Genomic DNA, 23,713 nt, shown 5'->3' on the forward strand with positions numbered 1-23,713 from the left:
ATGGACGATAATGTGTTTGGCGATACGCCGATTGCCGACGCCGCGAGGAGGGCCGCACAAATCCGCAGTTCAAATACGGATAAACTGCCTGCCCCGGAGGAGACCCGGATCATCGCCGTCGCCAACCAAAAAGGTGGCGTGGGAAAGACCACGACCACTGTTAACCTGGCGGCGGGGTTGGCGCTTGCCGGGCTGAAAGTCCTCGTCATCGACCTGGACCCGCAGGGGAATGCGTCGACGGCGCTCGGGGTGGAACACTACTCGGGGACCCTGTCTAGCTATGAGATGCTGATTGGCAACTGCGAACCTGCGGAGGCGACGTACCCGGCGGCGTTTACGTCGAACCTGTTCTGCATCCCTGCCACCTTGGACCTCGCCGGTGCCGAGATCGAGCTCGTGTCTATCGTCCGACGCGAATACCGACTCGCCGACGCGATCAAGAAGATCGAGGGATTCGACTACATCTTTATTGACTGCCCGCCCTCGCTAGGTTTGTTGACGATTAACGCGATGACCGCAGCGACCGAGGTATTGCTGCCCATCCAGTGCGAATACTACGCGTTGGAGGGTGTGGGACAGCTGCTCAATAACATCACGATGATCGGGGAGAACCTCAACTACAAGCTGCACATCTCCGGCATCGTGCTGACCATGTACGATGGGCGCACCAAACTGTCCGCACAGGTGGAAGAGGAAGTGCGCGGGCACTTCGGCGACCTCGTGCTCAGCCACATCATTCCACGGTCCGTGAAGGTCAGCGAGGCGCCCGGGTATGCCCAGACCGTCCTCGAATACGATCCCGGCTCGCCGGGGGCGGCCGCCTACATGGATGCGGCGGCGGAGCTGGCGCTGCGCGGCCCGATGGAAGGATACGAGGGCTAACACATGACCGAGCAGAAGAAGAACAATAGCAAGAACGCCAAGAAGGGTGGGCTTGGGCGCGGGCTCGCAGCCCTTATTCCCGAGCGGCAACAGGAGAAGCCACACCTGGGTGACTCGGCGGCAGATATTTTGCTGGGCGGCGGGACACCGCCGCGGGGGTTTGCCGACGGGATGGCGAAAGCAAAGGCGGCACAGGAGCGTCGACAAGCCGAAGAGCTGGGGGCGAGCTACCGCGAGATTGACGTGGACGACATCGTCCCGAACGCGCAACAGCCGCGCGAGGATTTTGATCCCGACGCGCTCGCAGAGCTCGCGCATTCCATCAAGGAATTCGGATTGCTGCAACCGATCGTGGTGCGGCCCAGGGAAGGCGCGAAGCATTACGAAATCATTATGGGCGAGCGGCGCTGGAGGGCGACGCGGAAGGCCGGGCTGGGGACCATCCCGGCGATTGTGCGGGAAACCGACGACTCGTCCATGCTGCGCGACGCACTGCTGGAGAACATCCACCGCGTGGAGCTCAACCCGCTGGAAGAGGCGGCCGCGTACCAACAGCTGCTGGAAGAATTCGATGTCACGCAGGCCGAGCTGGGGGAGAAAATCGGGCGGTCTCGACCCGTGATTACCAACACCATCCGGCTGCTGCAACTGCCCGTCGGCGTGCAGCGGAAAGTTGCGGCGAGAGTAATAAGTTCCGGGCATGCACGGGCGATCCTGGGACTGAAGGACAAGGGGCAGGCCGAGGCGCTGGCGACGCGCGTGGTGGCGGAGGGGCTGTCTGTGCGCGCCACCGAGGAGGCTGTGACGCTGCTCAATAGCGGCGGCGAGGAGCCGAAGCGGAAGAAGCGCGAAGCCGTGCCGCTGCCCGCCTACGCGGAGCAGGCCGCGCACCGGCTGTCTGACGGGCTGGATACCCGCGTGACGGTGAATGTGGGCAAGAAGAAGGGCAAGATCGTGGTCGAATTCTCCGGCAAGGAGGACTTCGAGCGCATCATCGGGCTGCTCGAAGGGCACTAAGGCATGCGACTGGCGCCCATCGACCCGGAGAATTTTCACACCCTCCCCGTCTACGCGCGCCTGTCCACCTACTGGGAACTCGCGCCCGATGTGAGCGACCTGACATCGGGGCAGCGGGAATTTGAGAAGGAAGCGTGGGTGGCAACCGCCGAGAGCTGCGGATTTACGTTCGGGCCGGCGGCGATCTTCTACTGCCACCCGAGTCTTGCGCCCGGGGCGGTGCGGCTCGATGCCGGGCCCGTATCTGGCGACGCGCAGCTTGCCACCAGCATGTTTGTGGACCCCGGGTTTACCGGGATCGGGATTGAACCCGTGCTCATGGACTCCGTCATTATGGAGGTGACGCTCGGGGGCTCGCCCGCACTGGAGGCCTTTGGGGCGCACGAGGAACCCACCGAGGAGCAGGCCGTGGCCGGGTTCTTCAGCGGCGACTTTTTGGAATCCTCCGGGTTTAGCCTCCTGCGCCGCGGCAGCGATGCCGACCTCTACCGGCTCGAACTCCCGCCGCGGGACCGGGTGCTGTCCATCGCTGCGCTCGCCGATATGGTGGCGGCGATTTAACGGATACCCTCCTGCTCCAGGAGCTTGGAGAAGGTGAAGGTGCCAGTGGGTTGGTCGTCATTATCGAGGAGGTAGAGGCGCTTGACGGCGACGACGACGGCCTCGGCAATCTTGTTGCGCTGGACGGGATCCGTGAGGATCTGCATGTCCGTTGGGTTGGTGACGTAGCCCGCCATGACCTGGACTGTGGGCATCTTGGTGAGGCGGAGGAGTTCCCAGGTGCGGGCGTGGTTGCGGCAATCGCCAAGGCCGGTGCGGGCGACGATCTCGCGCTGGATGTAGCCGGAGAGCATCTCCCCCGTCATCGAGCTGGCGCCATGGGTGGAGCCGAAGTAAAAGGTGGCGCAGCCGTGGGCCTTGGCGTTGTGGTAGCGGTCGAGGCGGAGGCTGATCGTGACGTCGGCGTTGAAGGCGTTGGCGACGTCGGCACGGTTGGTCTCCGAGGGGTCGTCGACACGCGGGCGGGAGAGGATGGTTTCCATGCCGGCGGAGATCATCCGGCCCTCGATGCGGGTGGCGAGATCCCAGAGGATCTCCTCCTCCGTAATGAGACCGAACTTGCCCTCCGTAGACAGGCCCCTATTCTCGCCGCCGAGACCCGGATCGATGACGACGCGCTTGCCGGACAAGAGCGGGCCCGCGTTGCGGACGAGCTCGCGCTCGCGGATGGCCAGGGGGTTACCGCCGGTGATGTGGTGGCCGAGGAGGCTTAAGGCGCGGACGGTCTCCGGGCCGCAGATGCCGTCCTCGGTCAGGCCCGAATTGAGCTGGTAGGTCTTCACGGCCTCGTAGGTGACATCGTCGTAATGGCCATCAACCTTGTCCGTGTAAAAGCCGAGCTCCTGGAGTTGGGTTTGCAGCTGGACGACATCGTCGCCGACCATTTGCTTGCCGGGGATGAAGTTCAGCACGCGGGTGCCAAGGGTGTAGGAGGCCTCGCGGAGGGCGCGGAGGGTGGGCTCATCGATCATGCCCGTGGCTAAGATGCCGCGAGACTGCTGGAAAGCACAGAGGAGCTCGGAGAGCTCTTCGTCGAAAAGCGTCTCCTCCACCCGGAAGTCGTCAGCCAACGGTGCCGAAAAGGCGTCGTTACGCCCCAGGCGCGCGAGAGTAGCACGAACCTCAGCCACCCGCGGACTACGATCACCGACGGAAAGCTTTTTAAGCACCACCACGTCCCTTCTCTAACAAAGTCACCCTCCTATCTTAGTAGCTTTCCAGCAAGGCGAGAATCTGCTGCGCCGGACGCACACCAGAAAACTCCTCCACCTTCTTGCCGCCCGCGAAGATCATCACCGTGGGGACGGCCATGATCTGGTGCTGGGCGGCAAGACCGCGCTCCTCATCAACGTTGACGGAGGCGACGATTGCGTTGTCACCGACCTCCTCGGCGATGTCCTCGAGGATCGGCGTGAGCTTCTTGCAGGGGCCACACCAGCTGGCCCAGAAATCAACAAGCACCGGGACGTCGGAGGTCAGGGTGACCTCATCGAAAGTAGCTTCCGTAAGTTCAATCATGAGCCCAAGCCTACTGGAGAGCCTGTAGGTAGTGCTCAGCGTCGAGGGCGGCGCGGCAGCCGGAACCCGCCGCCGTGATCGCCTGCTGGTAATGGGAATCCACGAGGTCACCGGCGGCGAAGACACCCTCGACGGAGGTCTGGGTGGAGGGCTCCTGGACCGTGACATAACCCTTCGGATCCGTGTCTACCTGGCCATTTAGGAAACCCGAATTGGGCTGGTGGCCGATGGCGAGGAACATCGCGTCCATGGGGATGGTTTGCTCCTTACCTGCGACGGTGAGCCTGAGGGCCTCCACCTTGTCCTCGCCGATGACCTCGGTGACCTGGGCGTTGGTGAGGAAACGGATCTTCTCATTGGACTTGGCGCGCTCCAACATGATCGCCGAGGCGCGGAACTCATCGCGGCGGTGGATGATCGTCACCTCGGAGCCGAAGCGGGCGAGGAAGGTGGCCTCCTCCATCGCCGAATCGCCGCCGCCGACGACCGCGATCTTTTTATCCTTGAAGAAGAAACCATCGCAGGTGGCACACGCCGAGACACCGTGGCCCTTGAGGCGCTCCTCCCCCTCGATTCCGAGGTAACGCGGGGCGGCACCCGTGGCGAGGATGATCGTCTTGGCCTGGTAGACATCGCTGCCGACGTAGACCTTCTTGGGGCTGGAGGTGAGATCGACCTTATCCACGTACTCCATGTGGAGATCCGCGCCGAAGCGCTCGGCCTGGTCACGCATCTGCTCCATGAGCTCCGGGCCATCGACACCCTCCGGGAAGCCGGGGAAGTTCTCCACCTCCGTGGTGGTGGCCAGCAGGCCGCCGGCCTCGATGCCCTCGAAGACGAGGGGTTTCAGCTCCGCGCGGGCGGTGTAGACGGCCGCCGTGTAGCCGGCGGGGCCGGAGCCGATGATGATGACATCGTGGACATCCTCGTGGACCGTCTCCTCCTGGGATTCGCCGGCGGAGACGAGGTTCACGCCGGACATACCCGGGATGTTTAGAGCAAAGTTATCAGCGGCCACGGTACGTGCACTCCTTTTTCGGGTTTTACAGGTTTCGTTGTTACGGGTTTCGTTTTTACGGGTTACTTGTAACCTCCAACAGTCTAACGGGTGTCTTTATGCCACCGCTTGCGCGGCCGCTGACGCGTCCGTCTGGAGGCCGAGGATTTTGCGAAGTTCCACACGGGCGCGGCCGCGACGCGATTTGATGGTGCCCGGGGCGCAGCCCAGGCGGTCGGCGGCTTCGTCGACAGGGAAGCCGAGGATATCGGTGATGAAGATGGCCTCCCGCTGATCCTCCGGCAGCTTGTTGAGCGCCTCCCCGATCCACAGGAGCGGCTCGTACGCCTCCACGTGACGGTAGGACAGGCACCGCTCGTAGCCGGCGTCTGCGTCAATGAGCGGGAGCTCCCGGGCGACGAGCGGGCGGTAGAAATCGTAGCTGGCGTTGGCGACGAGGCGATACAGCCAGGTGGAAAAGGAACACTCCCGCCGGAACCTGTGGAGGCGCTGGCTGGCCTTGAGCAGCGCCTCCTGCGTGATGTCCCAGGCATCGTAATCGTTGTGCGCATGGCGGCGGGCGATGCGCAGAATATAGGGCATATAGCGCTGGGCGAGGCTAGAAAAAGCCCGCGAATCCCCAGCAAGATACAGCGTGATCAGATCGAAATCCCCCATTGGATTTTCCCCCGTATGTAGTTGGTGAAATGGTTTCACCACCCAGTGTGGCCCAGGATGCCCGCTGGTGCCAGGGCGGGCGTGCCACACGTGTTTGGCGCGCGCGCTCGTACCTCGTGCGCTCGTACCTCGCGCACGCGTGGAAAAGGAACGCGCGTGTGCTCGTACCTCGCGCACGCGGGGAAAAGGAGCGCGCGCGTTTTAGGTCATGACGCTGACGAGGAACATCGTCAGGGAGGCGATGAGGACGAGGATGCCGATGATGGCGGCGACGACGATGACCTTGCCCATCGCGGAGAAATCGCGGGCACCGAAGCCGACGTGCTCCGGGGGTGCGGGGACGAACTCGTTGGTGACAGCAAAGGTCTCCGAACCTTCGGTGAGGTCGCGGGCGATGTCCTCGACGGGGCGGCCGGAGGCGTCGGCAAGCTCCTGACGGAGGGTGGAGAGCCACGGTGGGATGGGGGCGTCGGCAAGCAAACGATCGAGAGCGGAGGCGACGAGGGCGCGGGAATTCGAGGTGAGCCCCGCGATGGGGAACGCGTTGTGCACCGAACCATCCGTACCGATGCGCAACTGATCCGTGGAATGAACCCCCTCGAGGGAGGCGACCTCGGCGGCGGCCCGTGCCGCCTGCTCCGCGTCGAGGTGGGCCTCATCCAGGGACTTTCCCTTTACCCAATTGTTGATGATAAGGGAACCGTAACGGTAACCGACGACCTTGCCCGGCGCGGACGTCGGCCGATCCGTGAAGGTGAGGGACACAGGCGCATCGTTTTCCGTGTCCAGGGCCATCCAAAGGGAGGCACCCGGCCAGCCACCGTAGGAGCGCAGCAGACGGAAGCGACCGGAGAGGATCGGGGCACCCGGGACGAGGCGCGGGCGACGCACCTCACCAGCGCTCATCGGCGGGAGCGCACCCATCGTATCGACGATGTCCGTATCCGAACCGCGGCGCGTGAGGCGCTGGATGAAGCTCGGATCCGCCTTGTACATGATGACACCGGTGACGGCCAGGAAGATGATGCCGGAGATGCCCGTGCGGATGAGGAACCAGAGGGAGCCATCCACAGGGACGCGCTCCAGGAGGAGGTAATCGATGCCGAAAGCGACGGCGATGCCGACGAGGGACGCGCCGAGCGCGGACGCGCTGGCCTTGAGGATCGCCTTGTTGCCCAGGTGACCGAGCTTGCGGCGCAGCAACACCGTGCCGATGATCGCGCCGGCGAGGAAACCGAAACCGTTGGCGGCACCGAGGAGGACGACGACGTTGCGGGTGGAGCTTGCGACCACCGGGGCGAGCATGGAGAGGGCGATTTTGGTGATCGTGATGCCGGCGATGATGTACGTCGGCGTCCAGGCCTCCTCGCGGGCGTAGAAGACGCGCAGGTGAAGCAGGACCGCGGCGTACGGGAGGAGGGTGAAGGCACTGGCGGCCAGCGTGATGCCGATGAGGTTCGCCGACTCCGTGTCCATGTTCAGGTAGCCGAAGAGGCCACGGCCCATGTAGGGGCCAAAGAACGTCATGAAGATAACGACGGGGATGAGCGCCATAAAAGTCAGGCGGGTGGCGAGGGTAAGGTCCGCGACGACCGCCTCATCGTCGCCCTCGGCGGCGTTGCGGGACAGGCGCGGCATGATGGCGGTGAGCAGCGTGACGCCGATGATGCCGTAGGGCATCTGGAGGAGGAGCCAGGCCTGCATGTAGATGTTCGGAGCGGCGGCATCCGCGGCGGCGGCGATGTTGATGGTGACGAAGTAGCCGATCTGGGAAATCGCCACGTAGACGACGATCGCCATGGCCATGCCGCCGAACTGCTTCAGGCGGGCATCCAGGCCCCACAGCGGCTTGAGGTTGATGTTCAGCTTTTTCAGCGCCGGGAGCATGATGAGCGTCTGGACGACGACACCGAGGGTGGTGCCGAGGCCCAGCAGCGCAATGCGGGGGTTGAAAATACCCACCTCATCGGGGGCGAGATCGCCGGGGATCAGCCAATACAGGGCGAAGGTGGCAAGACACACCACGTTATTGAGGACCGGGGCCCAGGCACCCGGCTTGAACACCCCGCGGGTGTTGCAGATCGCCATGAAGAGGGCGAAGACGCCGTAGAAGAAGATCTGCGGGAGGAGGAGATACGCAAAGGAGGTGGCTTGGGCGGTGTTGGCTTTGCCGTCGCCAAGCAACAGGAAGGTCAGGAGTGGGGAGCCGAGCGTGGCGAGGACGGTGACTACCGCGAGCAGGGAGAACGTGAGGGTGGCGAGGCGACGGATGAACTCCGCGCCGCCGTCCGCATCCTCCTTTTGGGCGCGCACGAGGACCGGGACGACCAGGGCCGTCAGCACCGCACCGAGGACGATCTCGGTGATCAGGTTGGGCAGGACGTTCGCCGCGTTGAAGGTGGAGGCGACGGCCGCGCCCAGGGTGGCCGTGATAGCCAGGTTGCGGAGGAATCCCGTCATGCGGGAGATGAGGGTGGCGATCGCCATCGAGCCCGTTGAGCGGACGACGTCGGCGTCGGAGGCCTGCTGGCCTGCGTCTTTGGTGCTTTCGGGGGTTGCCTGTTTCGCGTTTGGGGCGCCGTTTTGCGGTGCACCGTTTTGCGGTGCACCTTTTATTGGTGCACCGTTTATCGGTGCGCCGTTGGGGTCGCCGCTTGGTGCTCCGAGCGACGGGACCGGCGCGGGTGGCGTCGGCGCAACGATACGCCTTCTTGCTCCTTGATTATCAGACACGTAAGCCATTCTAAAAGGCCAGGCGCAAAACTCCTACTAATGTTTGCGCCGCAACGCCAGACGAACCACGAAGAAGACCACGAGGAGACCGGCGATTAACCACGCCCACCAGTTCGAACCTTTCGTCTGAACGGTCAGACTCACCGGGTCACTAATCGGCGCGCCCGTGTCATTAGCCAGCCACAACCGCATCGATGCCGTCTCCTGCGCCCGCGGCACATCCGCCGTCACCTGAGTCGTAATCGACCCCTGCGCCGGAATCTTCAACGCCCCCGGCGGTGTCACCCGCGCCTCCGACGACTCCGCCTGGATCGTCGCCTCCACAGGCAACGGCAAACCATTCTGCGCCACAATCACCACAGGAGAGCTATTCGACGTCCGCGTGTAGACGTTCCCCGGCGGCATGAGGCGCACCGACGCCCGCAACGCCTGGATCAAATCCCGGTTCTTATCCAGCTTGCGGCGCGTCTCCTCCGTCGTCCGCTCATACAGATCCAAGGAACGCCGCTTATACAAACTCAGCGACTCCGCAATCGACGTGCGCACCGGCGCAGTGAACTCCTCCGGCGACAACGCGATATTCGGGTCCTCCACCATGAGGTTATTGAGGTCACCCACGTAGCGCTGCTGCTGCGCCGCGTTGGTCACCTCCACGTCGGTGAGCGCCGTCGGATCAACAAGCGGCTGCCCGGGGGTATAGGGCGCGACATGGAGCTGGGCGCTTGGGCCTGCGGCCCGGGAGATCGCCGCCGCGTCCTCGGCTGACCAGAGGCGGGGTGGGAGGATGATGGGTGGGGTGTGTGCTTGGTCTGCTTGGTCTGCTGCTTGCTCTGGTGTTGCGTTGCGCGCTTGGGCGTTGGCTTGGGCGCTCGCTTGGGCGCGCGTGAATTGTACTGCCGCGACGGCGGAGGCGCGCCGGGCGGCCGGGGTATCCAGGCGGTAATCGAAACGCGTCAACGGATCCGAATACCCCACCGTCAACGGATGCTCACCCACGATAGCAAGCTGCGCCGACAACGCATCCCCCGTGATCGCGCCCGTGCCCGCAGGAAGCGCCGCCGCCACCTCCGGGGTGACATAACCCGACGACGGAATGATGAGATTCTTCGCAATCGGCGTGTTCAGCTCCTCCTCCAGCACCGAGGAATCCAGCGCCTCGGGGAGGACACCCGCCTTCAACGCTGCGGACAGATCCGCACCCGCCCACGGCAGCGGGATGACGCACGCCCCGTGGGAGACGGCATCTACCTTGTCGAGGAAGCGCTGGGCGGCCTCCGCGCCGCGGCCTGGGGTGGAGGTGACCTCCTTCTTCGCCGTCCAGCGCTCGCGTAGGCGGACGGTGGGCTCCACGGGGGAAACGCGGGTGGCGGTGACGGTGTAGCCGCCCGCCATGCGGGAAACGGTATCGATGAGCTGCGGGTCGATGGCGAGGCACGTGTGGCCGCCCGGGTAGAGGTCCACGAGCTGGTCGAGGCGGCCGCCCGGTTCGATTTCTGCGGTGAAGCCCTCGTTAGCTAGGAGGAGTTCCGGGCGCTCCGGTGCCGTCCCCGTCTCGCCGGGGACGAGGGGGATATCGGCGGCGAGGGGCCAGATGAGGGTTCCCGCTTGCGCGGTAGCCGTGGAATCGGAGGGGATGAAGACGAGGAAGCGGGTGGTCTCCTCCCCTGCCCTGACGAGGACGGCGTGGATGCCGGGGGTGGTGAGACTGAGCTCATCGTAGGTAAAGGAGAAGTCCCCAGGGGCGAAAATGGGGCCGGCGAGGGGGTAGGCCTCCGGGTTCAGGCCGAGGAGGTTGAAGGCGCTGGGGAGATCGCCAACAGGAGGGGCGGTGAAGATCTGGACCTGCTCAACGTGGGCGGCGGTTTCCACCGTGCCGGCGACGGTGCCGCCGGTGGTGGTGAGCTGGGTGAGCTTCACGGCGCCGGTGTCGCCGACGCGGAGCATCGGGTTCACCCATTGCTCGGCGACGACCTCGCGGGAGGGCGCTACGGGGGCGGGAAGAGCGGCGCGGGCGGGCGTCGACAAGCTTGGAAAGCAGAGAAGTGCGGCGCAGAGGGCGGTTGCGAGGGCGCGTCTCACCGTGGCGTGACCCTCCCCGCCTGCTTCTCGGCGCGGGCGAGGTCCGGCAACGTATCGTGCGCGATGCGTGCAAGTTTGCGCTCGTCGGAGTACGCGAGGCGCTCCACGAGGTGGGCGGCGGGAACCCAGGCGACCTCGGTGACCTCGGGGTCTTCGTCGTTAAGCTCACCATCGACGTAGCGCAGGAGATGATGATGGACCGTCTTGTGGACGCGACGCCCCTCAGATATAAACCAATAATCAATCGTCCCGAGATCAGAAAAGACCTCACCGACGATGCCCGTTTCCTCCCAGACCTCCCGCTCAGCCGTGTGACGATGGTCCTCACCAGGCTCAACGTGGCCCTTGGGCATCGACCACAGGAGGCGACCGCGACGATCAACACGACCAATCAGAGCAACATAGACAGCGTTCAAATCAACATTGCCTTGTTCATCGACGGCCTCCGGAAGACCAGAAATCACCAACCCACCAGCAGACGTCTCCACCGACACCGGCCCACGACGACGCTTCCTACTACTATGCGTACGCTTCGCAGTCCTCGCATTACGCGCCGTGCGGGTCGCCCGGGACGTGCGAGGACGCCGACGACGACGCCGCCGCCGACGGGGCTCATTCTCGGTCATGAAACCGATGTTACCCACCTCCGGTAACATTAGCGAAGTGATTGAGCTGGAACCGTACAAAGAAATCCTCACCTCACTCGCCGGTGAATTCAACCGCCACGGCGAGGAGCTGTACCTCGTCGGCGGATCCGTCCGCGACAGCCTCCTCGGCAGACTCGCCGGCGACCTCGACTTCACCACCTCCGCCCTGCCCGACATCACCCACGACATCCTCTCGGAATGGGCCGACGCCGTCTGGGACACAGGAATCGAATACGGCACCATCTCCGCAGCTAAAGACGGCCAACAAGTCGAAATCACCACCTTCAGAGCAGACACCTACGACGGCAACTCACGCAACCCCGTGGTGAAATTCGGCGACACCCTCGAAGGCGACCTCGTGCGACGCGACTTCACCATCAACGCCATGGCCATCGCCCTCTCCCCCACAGGCGATCACACCTTCTGCGACCCGCTCGGCGGACTCACCGCGCTGCAAAACAGGATCATCGACACGCCCGACGCACCCGAAATCTCCTTCGGCGACGACCCACTCAGGATGCTGCGAGCAGCACGATTTGCAGCCCAGCTGGAATTCGACGTGGCCACACGGGTCGTCGACGCGATGACCACCATGGCCACCGAAATCGACCGCATCACCCGCGAACGCATCCAAACTGAACTGGACAAACTCATCTGCGGGGCCGCCCCCTGGCGCGGCATCGACCTCCTCGTGGAAACCGGAATCATGGACCGGATCTTCCCCGAAATCTCCGCACTCAAAGCCCTCGGCGACGAGCACAACCAGCACAAAGACGTCTACCAACACTCACTCACCGTGCTGCGCCAAGCCATGGAACAAGAAGAAGACGGACCGGACCTCGTGCTCCGGTGGGCCGCCCTCCTCCACGACATTGGCAAACCACAAACCAAACGCGTCCTGGACAACGGACAGGTCACATTCCATCAACACGACGTTGTAGGTGCAAAGATGGCGCGCAAACGACTACGCGCCCTCAAATACTCCAAACAGGACATAAAAGACATCTCGCAACTCATCTACCTACACATGCGCTTTTATGGATTCCCCGAAGGAGAATGGACAGACTCCGCCGTCCGGCGCTACGTCACCGACGCCGGTTCGTTGCTGCCACGGCTACACAAACTCGTCCGCGCCGACACCACCACCAGAAACAAGAAAAAGGCCAGGTGGATCTCACGCGCCTACGACGACCTCGAACAACGCATCGCGGAACTGGCTGAAAAAGAAGACCTCGCACGCGTGCGACCCGACCTCGACGGCAACGAAATCATGGAAATCCTCGGGATCACGCCCGGACCCGCCGTAGGAAAGGCATGGACGTTCATGAAGGAACTACGCCTCGACCGGGGGCCGCTGCCGCACGACGAAGCCGTCGCTGCCCTTAAGAAATGGTGGAAGGAACAACAATGACAAACGGCACATTTGAGGATCCCACGCCATCCATGGATATCGCGCCCGGGCGATTCATCATCGCCGCGCCCGGGAACACATACGGCTTTTTGCAACGATCCGTCCAACTTATCCTGCTTACCGAAGACGGCAACGCGCATACTATTGTGCTCGGGCGGATGACGGATATCCCGCTAAAAGGGATGATTGACAAATGGGTGCCGCTGGCGGGGAAGCCACACGCCTTCTTCCAAGGCGGCCTGAGTAATGCAAATTCCGTTATAGGTATTGCTGCGGCGGCTGCTTTTGGGGGGGCTGGTGTTGGCGGGCCTTCCGGGACTGCTGACGGGATTGGTGACGGCATTGGTGATGGGTCTGCTGGTTCTGATGACGGGTTCGGTAGCGGGTTTGGTATCCCCTTAGAGCGCTGCCCCAGCGTCGGAATCTTGCAGCTCACGGCCGACCCCGACGACTACATCGACACCATCGGCCAAGCACGCTTCTTTATCGGCACCACCCTTATGCCGCTCGACACACTACGCACCGGCATCGAAGAAGGCCACTTCCGCCTCACCGATGCCCGCCCCGACCTCATCTTCGCACCACGCACCACCGATATCTGGCGCGAATGCATGCGGCTCCTCCCCGGAACCGCACCACTCTGGTCGACGCACACACCATACGGAGAGAACTAACCATGTCACCCGCGCTACACGGGTTCAAACTCATGTGGCCCGTCGGACTCGGACTCATCCCTCTCGGACTCGCCTTCGGCGTCCTCATCGTCCAATCCGGATTTGCCTGGTGGTGGGCACCCATCTTCTCCTTCGTCATCTACGCAGGAAGCGTCGAATACCTCGCCATCACCATGATCACCAGCGGAATGGGGCCACTCGCCGCCACCATCACCGGTGGCATGGTCAACTTCCGTCACATCTTCTATGGCATCACGATCCCCCGGCATAACGTGCGCTCCTTCCTGGGGCGCGCCTACGTCACCTATGCACTCACCGACGAGGTTTACGCCGTCGTCTCAGCAATGCGCATTACCTCCGGGCCCGCCATCGTCGCGATTACCGCCTGGTGTCAGGCGTTCTGGGTCATCCCCGGCATCTGCGGGGCACTGCTCGGCCAAGCGCTACCCGACGGGCTTAAGGGCATGGAATTCGCGCTCGTCGCCCTCTTCGTCGTCCTCGCCTTCGAATCCTACGAATCCTCACGCTCACGGTTGCTCGTCGTCCTCGCGATCACGTGCGCACTCGTAAGCTACGCCTTCTTCCCCGGCAACCTTCTCGTGCCCGCCCTCACCGGGTACTTCCTCATCCTCATCGGGCGCTGGAGGTTGAGCGATGCTTCCTAACGGTGTCACCCCGAGAGACGTCTGGGCCGTCCTCATCCCGATCGGCCTCATCACCGTCTTCTTCCGGTGGATCCCCTTTGTCGCCACCAAAAAACTACGCAACTCCACCCTCATCGACTACCTCGGATCGACGATGCCGCTCGGCGTCATGCTCATCCTCGTGGTGTACACGTACCTTGGACAGCGCAGCGCCCCCGGCGGGCTGCTCGCAGCCTCCATCGCGCTCGCCTTCACCGTCGGCGTGCACTGGTGGAAACGCTCCGCCGGGCTATCCATCCTCGGCGGAACGCTCCTCTACATGCTGCTTGTCAATCTCGTGTTTCAGGCCTCTTTTGCCCTCTCCCACTCGGCGGCGAACTCCTCCGGCGTAAGTCGCGTCGCCTCCACATCAGGGAAATCGTCATACGTATCCGGATGTGGCACCGTATCAAGGGGCATCGCGGGATTACCGTGGGCAACGCCGTGATCGATGAAACCCGGGTAGGTATCCCCCATCTTCTCGATCAGGCGGAGGACCCGACAACTATTCGCATCGGCCGTCTCCTCCAGCTCGGCGATACTCACCGGGGCAATGACGTCCTTATCCTTCAACTCAATCTTGATGTAATGCTTAAGCACGGTTCCTAGCGTACCTGGATGCCAACCACGAACACATCATGAGCTGAACCTGGTGGAAAATCATCAACGGCAAAATGAGGAGCGCCGTTGGCTGCCCAGCGAAGATCACTGCGGCCATCGGGAGGCCCGTCGCAAGCGACTTCTTCGTTCCACAGAACTCAATGGCGATCGTGTCCTCCTCACTGAAGCCCAACTTCAATGCAACAAAGCGCGTCAGCCACAGCATGAACGCCACGAGGATGATGGACAACACAACGAGGAAGACAACGTGGGAGACCGCAACAGAGGACCAGATCCCCTCCACCATGCCCTCCGAGAAGGCGACATAGACCACGAGGGCGATGGAACCCCGATCCACAACTTTCGTTGCACCCTTTTCAGCAAAGCTGTGAACCCAGCGTCGAGTAGCTTGACCGAGAACAAACGGCAACAAGAGCTGGATCGCGATGTCCGTGAATACCGAGGCGTCGATGAGGAACTCGCCGGACTGGCCCATGCACAGCATGACCAAAAGGGGCGTGGCAAAGACGCCCACGAGGTTCGAAGCCGACGCAGAGACGATCGCACCGGCCACATTCCCCCTGGCCACGGACGTAAAGGCGACCGAGGACTGCACCGTCGACGGCACCAAGGTCAGGTACAGGATGCCCATGTAAATGCCGTGCGGAATGACCAACGTCAACGGCCGTAGCGCCACGCCGATGAGCGGAAACACCACAAACGTAAACGCCAAAATGAGCAGGTGTAGCCGCCAATGCTTGAGGCCAGCAAGAGCCTCGGAGGTGGACAAACGAGCGCCATACAAATAGAACAACAACCCGATGGCCAGGGAGGACGCCAACCTGAAGGCATCGGCCACCTCGCCGCGGGCCGGGAAGAAAATCGCGAGCACCACCGCGACGATGATGAGGGCAATGAGAATATCTATGTTTAGGCGCTTCAACATGCCCTAAAGTTTACGGGGTCGCCGTGAGGGAATCCCCCTCCTGGGCGACCTTCGCCGGTGTCAATGGGTCGCGTGCCGGGCTGTTCAGGACGGAACCGTCCACGATGGAAAACTCCGACCCGTGCTTCGTGCACTTCACCCGGTCGCCCTCCACCTTGCTAATCATGTTGTGCTGATGGGGGCACACCGCTGAGTAGGCGACGTACTGGCCCTTCTGCGGTTGGGCGATGATAAAGCCGTCAACGATCACGGCGGAACCCACCGGGACATCGTCGACACTGACATTGGCGGATTTGGACCCGCAGGCGGCGAGGAGGGCACCGGCGAAGGTTGTGGCGGTGCCGAGGAGGAACATGCGGCGGGTGCACGGCGTGGAAACATTTTCAGTCATGGGTTCAGTATAGGCGGTTGGGGGCTACGCTGCGGTATTGTGAATCGAACAAATGAGTTAATAGGGAATAGAAAGTGTGTGCGGTACATTTCTCGGGGCATCGGCATGGTAGATGTGGGTGTAATTGTGTGTCGCGCGGAGGCTCTCGGTGGGGTGGGGCCGCTCCGGCATGGAGCGGTCCTGCGTCAGGGGGTGCGCGGTGGCTGTCGGTGGCTCGCGGTGGCTTGCGGTGGCTTACGGTGGCGCTCGGTGGTTGTGAGATACAGAAGCCCCGGGCTGATTCGACCTTTTTAGGAGCATTTCGGCCCGGGGTGTGGGGTATGGACTAATTACGTCACTGTGACGAAAGGATTGGGGTTAGTTACGCCTTCTTCGTAGCAGCCTTCATCTCCCCCACGAACTCCCTCAGCTCGCGGAGCATCCCGTCCTCATCGGAGACGGTGCGCGGCTCGGGGTGGGACCCTTCGACGTGACGCTCGATAATCTTCGTGACCGCCGAGCCCGAAATGGCACCGGAGGCACCGGCTGCGATCGCGTCGGCGACGTGCTTCGGGGTGGAGATGCCGAAGCCGAGGACAACTGGTGCCCCACCGAACCGCTGCAGATTGCTTACCACATCGTGGAGGCCGGTCGTCTCAGAGGCGCGCTCCGTGCCGGTTACGCCATCACGGGAGATCGCGTAGATGTAGCCCTCAGAACTGTGAGCAACACCCTCGAGCGTGTCCTCGGAGGCGTGGGGCGGGGCGATGTAGATGGGGTCCACTCCCGCTTCCTTAGCGGCGCTGGTGAAGGGAGTAGACTCCCGCACCGGAACGTCGGGAAGCAAAACAGAGTCAGCACCGGACTGCTGGACCTCCTGATAGAAGCGATCCAAACCATGAACCACCGCAACATTCGAGTAAATGAGGAGCCCGATGGGGAGGTCGGGGTGGCGGCTGCGGAGACGACGGATGATTCCGAAAGCGTCGGCGACCGAAACCTTCGCATCCAGGGCGCGCACGTGGGCGGCCTGAATGGTGGGGCCATCGGCGATCGGATCCGAGAAGGGAACGCCGAGCTCAAGACCGTCGGCGCCGGCCTCGATGAGGGCTTCCACGATCTTCTCGGAGGTCTCCACATTCGGGTCTCCGAGCATGACGAAGGGGATGAACGCCCCCTCCTTCTTCTCCTCTAGGGCAGAAAACAGCTGTTCGTAGCGTTTCATCGATTATACCTCCAACTTGAACTCAGGGTGTTCCTGCAGCGTATGACGAATATAATCAACGTCCTTATCGCCGCGGCCGGACAGGGAAACCAGAATGTTGATGTGCTGCTTGTTCCCCTCTGCCTCCTTGGCGCGCTTGAGGGCGTAGGCGAAGGCGTGCGAGGACTCAAGCGCGGGGATGATGCCCTCCTTAAGGGAGAGGAGCTGGAAAGCCTTCAGGGCTTCCTCGTCGGTAATCCCTACGTAGGTGGCTCGGCCGGAATCACTCAGGTAGGCGTGCTGAGGCCCAACGGCCGGGTAATCAAGGCCGGCGGAGATAGAATAGGATTCCTCTACCTGTCCGTCATCCGTGCGCATGAGATAGGTCTTTGCGCCGTGGAGAACGCCCGTCTTGCCCTCATGGATGGCGGCACCGTGCTGGCCGGAGTCGAGACCCTTGCCGGCCGGTTCGGTGCCGATGAGCTCGACACCCTCCTCGTCGATGAAGTCGGCGAACATACCGATGGCGTTGGAGCCACCGCCGACACAGGCGACGACGACATCCGGAAGGGCGCCTGTGATCTCCTTCATCTGTGCTTTTGCCTCGCGAGAAATGACGCGGTGGAACTCGCGCACAATTGTGGGGAACGGGTGCGGGCCGGCCGCCGTTCCGAGCAGGTAATGCGAGGTGGCGTAGGTGGCCGTCCAATCACGCAGCGCCTCGTTCACGGCATCCTTCAGGGTGCCGGAGCCGGTGTCCACGGCGACAACCTTCGCGCCCATGAGCTCCATGCGGTATACGTTGGGCTGCTGGCGTTCCACGTCAACCTTGCCCATGTAGATGACGCACTCGAGGCCCATGAGGGCGCAGGCTAACGCTGTTGCGGTGCCGTGCTGGCCGGCACCCGTCTCGGCGATAATGCGGGTTTTACCCATGCGTTTTGCAAGCAGTACCTGACCCATAACCTGGTTCGTCTTGTGGGCACCGCCGTGGACGAGATCCTCGCGCTTGAGGAAGATGCGAGCGTAGCCCCTCCCCTCCCCCTCGACGGGAAGGTTGCGGCATTCGGTAATTGGGGTCGGGCGGCCGAGATAATCTTTGAGAAGGTGGTTAAGTTCATCCAGGAATTCCGGATCATCCATCGCTTCTACAAAGGCCTTTTCCAATTGGTCGAGGGCCGGAAGAAGAGTCTCGGGGACGAACTGTCCGCCGTATTCTCCGAAGTAGGCCGGGAGAATTGTTTGCCTAGTCATGTGTGTACCTCCTAATAGTGTTAAATGCAGAGTATAGGGTATGTGCGTCCTTGTGGCCTTCCTCGTTTTCGACCTGGGAATTGAAATCCAGGCCGCGCGGGGCGAGGTCTAAGGCTTCGGCTACGTTGTCCGGGCCAAGCCCACCAGCGAGGAAGGACGTGTGAACAATCGTGGCCGGAATAGTGTTCCAATCAAAGCTCTCGCCGGTTCCACCCTCCCCGTTATCAAGGAGGAGGGTGACACCCTCGGCTGCGAGGGCCTCGGCGATGCCCAACGCATTGGGCTTAGACATCGAGATCGCCCGCCATATCTCGGTATCGGGGCCGACAGCCTCCGATGCTTCCTTTATTAGCTGCTTCTCCTCCTCGATGGTGGATTGAAGAGGTGCGTGAATCTGGATGGCGTGGAGTTGGAGGTCAGCGAGGTCCTCCCAACCTGCCGTTCGCCGTGATACGCCGACGTAGCGCAACCCCGGTTCCGCCTTAATGATTTCCCCGGCTGTTTCACGTGAAACGTTTCGCGGTGAGGTGTCTTCGAAAACAAGACCGCCGTAGACCGCACCCGCAGCGCGGGCGACCTGAGCCGCGTGTCCGGTGCGGAGACCGCACACCTTGTTCTCGCCGAAGAGCAGCGTGCGAGCGTTCGTGTCTACGTCACCCTGCTTTACTAAGTTCGTGCCTACAAGGAAGCCGTCCACTACCCCGCCGAGGCGGGCAATGTCCTGTTTTGTGCGGATGCCGGATTCCGAGATGAGTCGGACACCCTCGGGGGCGAATTGGGCGAGATACTCGGTACGGCTGATGTCGACGGATAGATCGTTGAGATCGCGGTTGTTGATACCAATGATTTTGGCGCCCAACCTCGTTGCCCTCTTCATCTCCTCACCGGAAATGACTTCTGTGAGGATGTCGAGGTTGAGGTTGGTGGCGAATGTTGACAGCCGTGTGTATTCGTCGTCCGTCAGGACGGAAAGCATGAGGAGGATGGCATCTGCGCCGAAGTAGCGTGCAGCCTGGATTTGCACCGTATCTACGATGAAGTCTTTGCATAGAACGGGGAGATGGGTGGAGCGATGCACCGTTGCCAGGTGGTCGTAGTCGCCGTTGAAATAGTCGGGTTCGCACAGGACGGAGATGCCTGCGGCGTAGCGAGAATAGATAGATGCCAAACGGTCTGGGTGGTAGTCCGGCCGGATGGAGCCCAATGACGGGGATGCGGACTTGCACTCCATGATGACGCTTGGTTCGGGAGCACCGAGGCTGTCGTAGAGGGAGCGAGTGGAGGGCTCCAGGCTCGGCCTCTCCCCTATCCGGCGCCGTATGCGGTCGAGGTGTGTCCGGCGATTCGCGACGATCTTATCTAGTACTGTTGGCATCTACTTGCCCATCTTCTTCGTCATCAGGTCAAGAATTCGATTCAGGATAACGGGTCCCTGAGGGGTGAGGATGCTCTCCGGGTGGAACTGCACCCCGAAGGCGGGAGCCCCATCCGTGGGGAACGCGGCTGCCATGGCAACGGGCCCGAGGTCCGAGGGGCAGGAGCCGAGGGGGCGAATGTCCTCCGGCAGCTCCGCAACAGGGATGCCGAGGGAGTGGTACCGAGCAACGGGAACAAGTCCAGTGGGATCGGTCAGACCCTCGAAGATTGGGGAGGTTTCACGTGGAACGTCCATTCCGTCCGTCTTCCCGTGGACGGGACCGCAGGGTCGCACGCTCACACCGTTGTGCAGGAGGAGCGCCTGGAAGCCGAGGCAGACGCCGAGAATGGGCTTCTTGCCGTACGCACGGTCAACGAGCTCCATGAGGTAGCCCGCATCGCGTGGATGTCCGGGTCCCGGGCTGAGCACGATTGCATCGGCGGGAACGGCGAGAACGTCGGCCGCCGGAACGGTATTGCGGAAAACCTTGCAATCGTGGCCGAGGCCGACGAGGGTGTCTACGAGGTTGTAGACAAAAGAATCATGATTATCAAGCAGTGAAATCTTCATTAGCGCTCCACCGTGAGTTCAGCACCCTGAGCCTCGGCGATGGCGCTAAGGGTTGCAAGTGACTTGTGATAGGTTTCGTTTGCCTCGGACTGCGGATCTGAGTCGCGCACGATGCCGGCACCGGCCTGGACGTGGGCGATGCCATGCTGCACGAAGGCCGACCGAATAACGATGCAGTTATCCATATTGCCGACGCCGTCGAAGTACCCGACGGAGCCGCCGTAGGAGCCGCGTCGAGTTCCTTCCACCGAGCGCAGAAGTTCGTTTGCCCGAAGTTTCGGGGCGCCTGTGAGGGTGCCCATATTCATGCACGCGCGGTACGCGTCAAACGCATCGAAGTCTGGGGCGAGGGTGGCGGTGACGCGGGAAACGAGATGCATGACCCTCGAATAGCGGTCAATGCGCATAAGGTCCTCTACCCTCCGGGTATTGGGGGCCGCCACGCGAGCGACGTCGTTGCGGGCGAGGTCGACAAGCATGGTGTGCTCCGCAAGCTCCTTCGCATCGGTGCGCAGCTCGAGCTCCGCGCGGATGTCGAGTTCCTCGGTTGCGCCGCGAGGCCGGGTCCCGGCGATGGGGCACAATTGGAGGAAGCGGGTGGCGGCGTCGTATTTGAGGTTGGATTCGGGAGAGGCGCCGAACAATTCGTAGGGGGTGCCCTCGGCGTCTAGTCCGCGGATATAAAACATGTAGGGCGAGGGGTTGGCTTCGCGGAGGCGTCGGTAGGCGACGAAGGCATCCGGGCAGCTCATGGAGAAGGTGCGTGCGGGGACGACCTGGTAGATGTCACCGTTGTAGATACTCTGCTTAAGCTTTTCGACGTCCTTTTTAAAGGTCTCATCCCCCGGGCTTGCGATAGCGGCGACGGGCCCGGAAGCGAAAGCTGGGATGGGATGCGGCGGCAGATCCTCGGCGATTTGCTGGGCGTAGCGGTCGATGAGGTCTTCGTCGTAGCCGTAGAGTGTGGCCGTCTTTGAGGTGTGATCCACAACGAGGAGAACCTCGGCGAGGAGGAACTGATAATCGGGGTACCGATTGGCGGATGCCGATACTTCTGGCAGCTCCTCGAAGGTTTCCAGGTAGTCAAAAGCGATGCCGCCTGCGAGGTACGGCAGGCGTGCACCCTCCTCCCCCACCCCGAGGGCGGCTCGGAGAACATCCATCGTGGAGGGTTCCTTAAGCCGCTCTGCCTCCTCGGCGGCCGTTGCCCGGGAGTAGCTAAAGCTGACGCCCTTCTGCTCCATTTCGGAGATGACTGCCGCACCCCGGGGGCTCAGTGCCTCTGCGGCGACGGTGAATCCGGAGCACGTGAAGCGGGCGGAGGCCTTTAATACTGCGATGGATTGCAGGCCTTCCTTTGATTGGATGTCTGCGGATTCCAGGAGTACGGATGAGCGGGCGGAGGTGCCGCCGAGGGCGTGGAAGAGCGCGGAGGCGTCCTCGTGGTAGCGGACTGGCCGCGAAATTTCAGTGAACTGCATCTAATTCCTTTTCCGGGTGGTGTCTCCGCGGAAAGGAGGGTAAAAAAATTCCCGCGGAATCTGAATTCAACGCGGGGTACAAAGCTCAGCCAATTTGGCCCGCGTGTTATATCGCGAGCCACCACCAGGAGCGGGTGAGTTGAGCTGTATACATGGGAGGTACTTTAGCAGTGTTGCTGGACAGCCGGGGCGAAATACCCCCGTAAAGGGGAGCAATCTAGAACATACATTCTATTCTGGCTTTTGTGCCTGTGCAGCCCTGCGCACTGCATCGACATCCACAGAGGGAGAAGCGGGAGGAGCAGACGGTGCGGGATCCTGGGACGGTTCCTCCGAGTCGTCGTAAAGCGCGGAGAACCGTGCCCCACTGCCGACGCCGAGCGTGAGGAAGACGAGCCCCAAGAGGATCGCGATAACGGCGAGGATCCAGGAGCCGCGTGCGGAGAAGAGGGCGGCGAAGACGAAGGCGAGGGCGCCGATAAGCCAGAATGGACCGGCGACGAAGTGGGCGCGATCCCAAGCTTCTTTGGATTTGCGTGTGCCTGCGGTGGTGATGCCGATGTGTGAATTGCCGGGGAAGTGCCGTGTCCAGCCGAGGATACCGGCGATGGCGAGGCAGAGGGCGAGAAGTGCGCAGACAACAGTGACAATCATGGTTATAAGCCTACCGTGTCCGATCCCCAAGACACATTTGAATAATATTCACAGTGGACTATAATCCTCGTATGGATTTTAAGAAGTTAAGCGGAAGTCTCCTGTTCCGCATCATTGTCGCCATTATCCTCGGTATAGTTGCGTCGATAATTTTCAACGGGTCTGGATGGGGAGTCACCATCGCCCGAATCTTTGTCACTTTTAACGGTTTGTTCGGGAACTTCCTCGGCTTCTTCATCCCGGTTCTCATCTTCGCGCTCATCGCCCCGGCGATCGCGTCCTTGGGCCGTGGCGCCGGCAAGTGGCTGGGCATTACGACGGCCATTGCCTACGTGTCCACGATCATTTCCGGTCTCATCGCCTACGCCATCGCCAGCGGCCTATACGGCTGGCTCCTGGCCGGCAACACGACGGCGAAGGTAGAGGATATCGACGAGGGCGCGCTGCAGCCGTTCTTTGAGATCGAGATGCCGGCCCCGATGGATGTGATGACGGCGCTGCTGCTCGCCTTCACCGTCGGTGTGGCGATGACGGCGGTGAAGTCGGATACCCTCTACCGCGGCTGCCAGGATCTGCAGCGCGTGATCATGCACGTGATCAGCGGCTTCATCATCCCGCTGCTGCCGATTTACATCTTCGGCATGTTCCTCTCCCTGGGCATGAACGGCAACCTGCTCAATACGCTCACTGCGTTTGGCAAGGTTTTGCTCCTGGCCGTGATCATGACGTGGATCATCCTCGTGGCGCAGTACCTCATCGCCGGCGGCATCGCAGGTAAGAACCCGTTCACGGCGCTGAAGAATATGCTCCCGGCGTACGCGACGGCGCTCGGCACCTCCTCGTCTGCGGCGACGATTCCGATTACGTACGCGGGTGCGAAGCGGAATGGTGTGACGGATGCGGTTGCCGGTTTTGTCATTCCGCTGTGTGCGACGATTCACCTGTCCGGTTCGATCCAGAAGATTGCGCTGTTCGCCTTTGCCATTGTGTACATGGATGGGATAGATATGCCGCCGAGCTTGGCCATTGGTTTCATCCTTATGCTGGGTATCTTCATGATCGCCGCGCCAGGTGTTCCGGGTGGCGCGATCATGGCGGCCGTCGGTTTGTTGCAGTCGATGTTGGGCTTTAACGACGATCAGGTGGCACTGATGATCGCTGCCTACATCGCCATCGATTCCTTTGGTACCGCTTGTAACGTCACTGGTGACGGCGCTATCGCAATGGTGATTAACAAGTTTGCCAAGGGTGATATCCAGCGCACGGACCGCCAGGAGGAGACCTCTCCTCTGGATTATCAGTCGGAGGGCACCGCCTCGTTGTACGAGGGTAAGTGA

At 62.1% G+C, this 23,713-nt stretch carries 22 protein-coding genes and 2 pseudogenes; 9 read left to right on the top strand and 15 right to left on the bottom strand.

The genetic code is table 11. The features are described from left to right. The 3 genes from HMPREF3044_RS08615 to HMPREF3044_RS08625 are packed head-to-tail and all read left to right on the top strand — an operon-like array spanning position 1 to position 2,460. The gene (locus tag HMPREF3044_RS08615) at positions 1–882 is read left to right on the top strand and encodes a ParA family protein (RefSeq protein WP_005391582.1); all 882 of its coding nucleotides are present in this window, start codon (positions 1–3) and stop codon (positions 880–882) included. 3 nt (positions 883–885) lie between these two features. Next, positions 886–1,899, top strand: a complete 1,014-nt coding sequence (locus HMPREF3044_RS08620; RefSeq protein WP_005391584.1) for a ParB/RepB/Spo0J family partition protein — start codon at positions 886–888, stop codon at positions 1,897–1,899. A 3-nt stretch (positions 1,900–1,902) separates the two neighbouring features. Continuing rightward, positions 1,903–2,460 (top strand): hypothetical protein, encoded by a 558-nt coding sequence (locus HMPREF3044_RS08625; protein ID WP_070740910.1) that lies wholly within the window; start codon positions 1,903–1,905, stop codon positions 2,458–2,460. On the opposite strand, the gene HMPREF3044_RS08630 is transcribed toward HMPREF3044_RS08625, so the two are convergent. The 7 genes and pseudogenes from HMPREF3044_RS08630 to HMPREF3044_RS08660 form a co-directional block, all read right to left on the bottom strand. Continuing rightward, the gene (locus HMPREF3044_RS08630) at positions 2,457–3,629 is read right to left on the bottom strand and encodes an N-acetylmuramoyl-L-alanine amidase (RefSeq protein WP_210400542.1); all 1,173 of its coding nucleotides are present in this window, start codon (positions 3,627–3,629) and stop codon (positions 2,457–2,459) included. The genes HMPREF3044_RS08625 and HMPREF3044_RS08630 overlap by 4 nt on opposite strands. A gap of 37 nt (positions 3,630–3,666) precedes the next feature. Continuing rightward, positions 3,667–3,978, bottom strand: a complete 312-nt coding sequence (trxA, locus tag HMPREF3044_RS08635) for a thioredoxin (RefSeq protein WP_005391590.1) — start codon at positions 3,976–3,978, stop codon at positions 3,667–3,669. 10 nt (positions 3,979–3,988) lie between these two features. Then, the gene (gene trxB / locus HMPREF3044_RS08640) at positions 3,989–4,960 is read right to left on the bottom strand and encodes a thioredoxin-disulfide reductase (protein ID WP_050762630.1); all 972 of its coding nucleotides are present in this window, start codon (positions 4,958–4,960) and stop codon (positions 3,989–3,991) included. A 132-nt stretch (positions 4,961–5,092) separates the two neighbouring features. Continuing rightward, positions 5,093–5,653, bottom strand: coding sequence for an RNA polymerase sigma factor (locus tag HMPREF3044_RS08645; RefSeq protein ID WP_005391593.1), 561 nt, complete (start codon positions 5,651–5,653; stop codon positions 5,093–5,095). 201 nt (positions 5,654–5,854) lie between these two features. Then, a complete protein-coding gene (locus HMPREF3044_RS08650) occupies positions 5,855–8,395 on the bottom strand; it encodes a murein biosynthesis integral membrane protein MurJ (protein WP_070740916.1) in 2,541 nt (846 codons plus the stop codon). A 27-nt stretch (positions 8,396–8,422) separates the two neighbouring features. Further along, positions 8,423–10,465: a hypothetical protein gene (locus tag HMPREF3044_RS08655; protein ID WP_070740919.1), complete on the bottom strand. Its 2,043-nt coding sequence runs from the start codon at positions 10,463–10,465 to the stop codon at positions 8,423–8,425. Then, positions 10,462–10,950 (bottom strand): annotated as a pseudogene (locus tag HMPREF3044_RS08660) (NUDIX hydrolase); the annotation flags it as partial. The pseudogene HMPREF3044_RS08660 and the gene HMPREF3044_RS08655, both read right to left, overlap by 4 nt. A 139-nt stretch (positions 10,951–11,089) precedes the next feature. Between HMPREF3044_RS08660 and HMPREF3044_RS08665 the strand changes: the two are divergent. The 5 genes and pseudogenes from HMPREF3044_RS08665 (at position 11,090) to HMPREF3044_RS13155 (ending at position 14,489) form a co-directional block, all read left to right on the top strand. Next, the gene (locus tag HMPREF3044_RS08665) at positions 11,090–12,523 is read left to right on the top strand and encodes a CCA tRNA nucleotidyltransferase (protein WP_070740922.1); all 1,434 of its coding nucleotides are present in this window, start codon (positions 11,090–11,092) and stop codon (positions 12,521–12,523) included. Further along, on the top strand, positions 12,520–13,197 hold the full coding sequence (locus tag HMPREF3044_RS08670) for a YqgE/AlgH family protein (protein WP_070740925.1): 678 nt from the start codon (positions 12,520–12,522) through the stop codon (positions 13,195–13,197). The genes HMPREF3044_RS08665 and HMPREF3044_RS08670 overlap by 4 nt, the downstream gene beginning before the upstream one ends. Before the next feature lie 2 nt (positions 13,198–13,199). After that, entirely contained in the window at positions 13,200–13,862 is a 663-nt protein-coding gene (locus HMPREF3044_RS08675; RefSeq protein WP_070740928.1) for an AzlC family ABC transporter permease, read from the top strand. Further along, positions 13,852–14,184 (top strand): annotated as a pseudogene (locus HMPREF3044_RS08680) (branched-chain amino acid transporter permease); the annotation flags it as partial. The gene HMPREF3044_RS08675 and the pseudogene HMPREF3044_RS08680, both read left to right, overlap by 11 nt. 140 nt (positions 14,185–14,324) lie before the next feature. After that, positions 14,325–14,489 carry a hypothetical protein gene (locus HMPREF3044_RS13155; RefSeq protein WP_155806248.1) on the top strand — a complete coding sequence of 55 codons (165 nt, stop codon included), beginning with the start codon at positions 14,325–14,327 and terminating at the stop codon, positions 14,487–14,489. On the opposite strand, the gene HMPREF3044_RS08685 is transcribed toward HMPREF3044_RS13155, so the two are convergent. The 8 genes from HMPREF3044_RS08685 to HMPREF3044_RS08720 form a co-directional block, all read right to left on the bottom strand. Then, positions 14,473–15,426 carry a bile acid:sodium symporter family protein gene (locus tag HMPREF3044_RS08685; protein ID WP_070740931.1) on the bottom strand — a complete coding sequence of 318 codons (954 nt, stop codon included), beginning with the start codon at positions 15,424–15,426 and terminating at the stop codon, positions 14,473–14,475. The genes HMPREF3044_RS13155 and HMPREF3044_RS08685 overlap by 17 nt on opposite strands. Positions 15,427–15,436: 10 nt before the next feature. Continuing rightward, positions 15,437–15,817: a Rieske (2Fe-2S) protein gene (locus tag HMPREF3044_RS08690; protein WP_005391612.1), complete on the bottom strand. Its 381-nt coding sequence runs from the start codon at positions 15,815–15,817 to the stop codon at positions 15,437–15,439. A 361-nt stretch (positions 15,818–16,178) separates the two neighbouring features. Then, positions 16,179–17,021, bottom strand: a complete 843-nt coding sequence (gene trpA / locus HMPREF3044_RS08695) for a tryptophan synthase subunit alpha (RefSeq protein ID WP_070740934.1) — start codon at positions 17,019–17,021, stop codon at positions 16,179–16,181. 3 nt (positions 17,022–17,024) lie between these two features. Beyond that, positions 17,025–18,254, bottom strand: a complete 1,230-nt coding sequence (trpB, locus tag HMPREF3044_RS08700; protein WP_070740937.1) for a tryptophan synthase subunit beta — start codon at positions 18,252–18,254, stop codon at positions 17,025–17,027. Continuing rightward, entirely contained in the window at positions 18,247–19,629 is a 1,383-nt protein-coding gene (gene trpCF, locus HMPREF3044_RS08705) for a bifunctional indole-3-glycerol-phosphate synthase TrpC/phosphoribosylanthranilate isomerase TrpF (RefSeq protein ID WP_070740942.1), read from the bottom strand. The genes trpB and trpCF overlap by 8 nt, the downstream gene beginning before the upstream one ends. Beyond that, positions 19,630–20,241, bottom strand: coding sequence for a glutamine amidotransferase-related protein (locus HMPREF3044_RS08710; RefSeq protein WP_070740945.1), 612 nt, complete (start codon positions 20,239–20,241; stop codon positions 19,630–19,632). Then, positions 20,241–21,722 carry an anthranilate synthase component 1 gene (locus tag HMPREF3044_RS08715; protein WP_070740947.1) on the bottom strand — a complete coding sequence of 494 codons (1,482 nt, stop codon included), beginning with the start codon at positions 21,720–21,722 and terminating at the stop codon, positions 20,241–20,243. Before HMPREF3044_RS08715 ends, HMPREF3044_RS08710 begins: the two co-directional genes overlap by 1 nt. Positions 21,723–21,953: 231 nt before the next feature. Continuing rightward, positions 21,954–22,376, bottom strand: coding sequence for an SdpI family protein (locus HMPREF3044_RS08720; protein ID WP_070740950.1), 423 nt, complete (start codon positions 22,374–22,376; stop codon positions 21,954–21,956). A 71-nt stretch (positions 22,377–22,447) separates the two neighbouring features. Between HMPREF3044_RS08720 and HMPREF3044_RS08725 the strand changes: the two genes are divergently transcribed. Then, positions 22,448–23,713, top strand: coding sequence for a dicarboxylate/amino acid:cation symporter (locus HMPREF3044_RS08725; protein WP_005391624.1), 1,266 nt, complete (start codon positions 22,448–22,450; stop codon positions 23,711–23,713).

The organism is Corynebacterium sp. HMSC073D01 (assembly GCF_001815555.1).
GTDB classification, from domain to species: domain Bacteria; phylum Actinomycetota; class Actinomycetes; order Mycobacteriales; family Mycobacteriaceae; genus Corynebacterium; species Corynebacterium glucuronolyticum.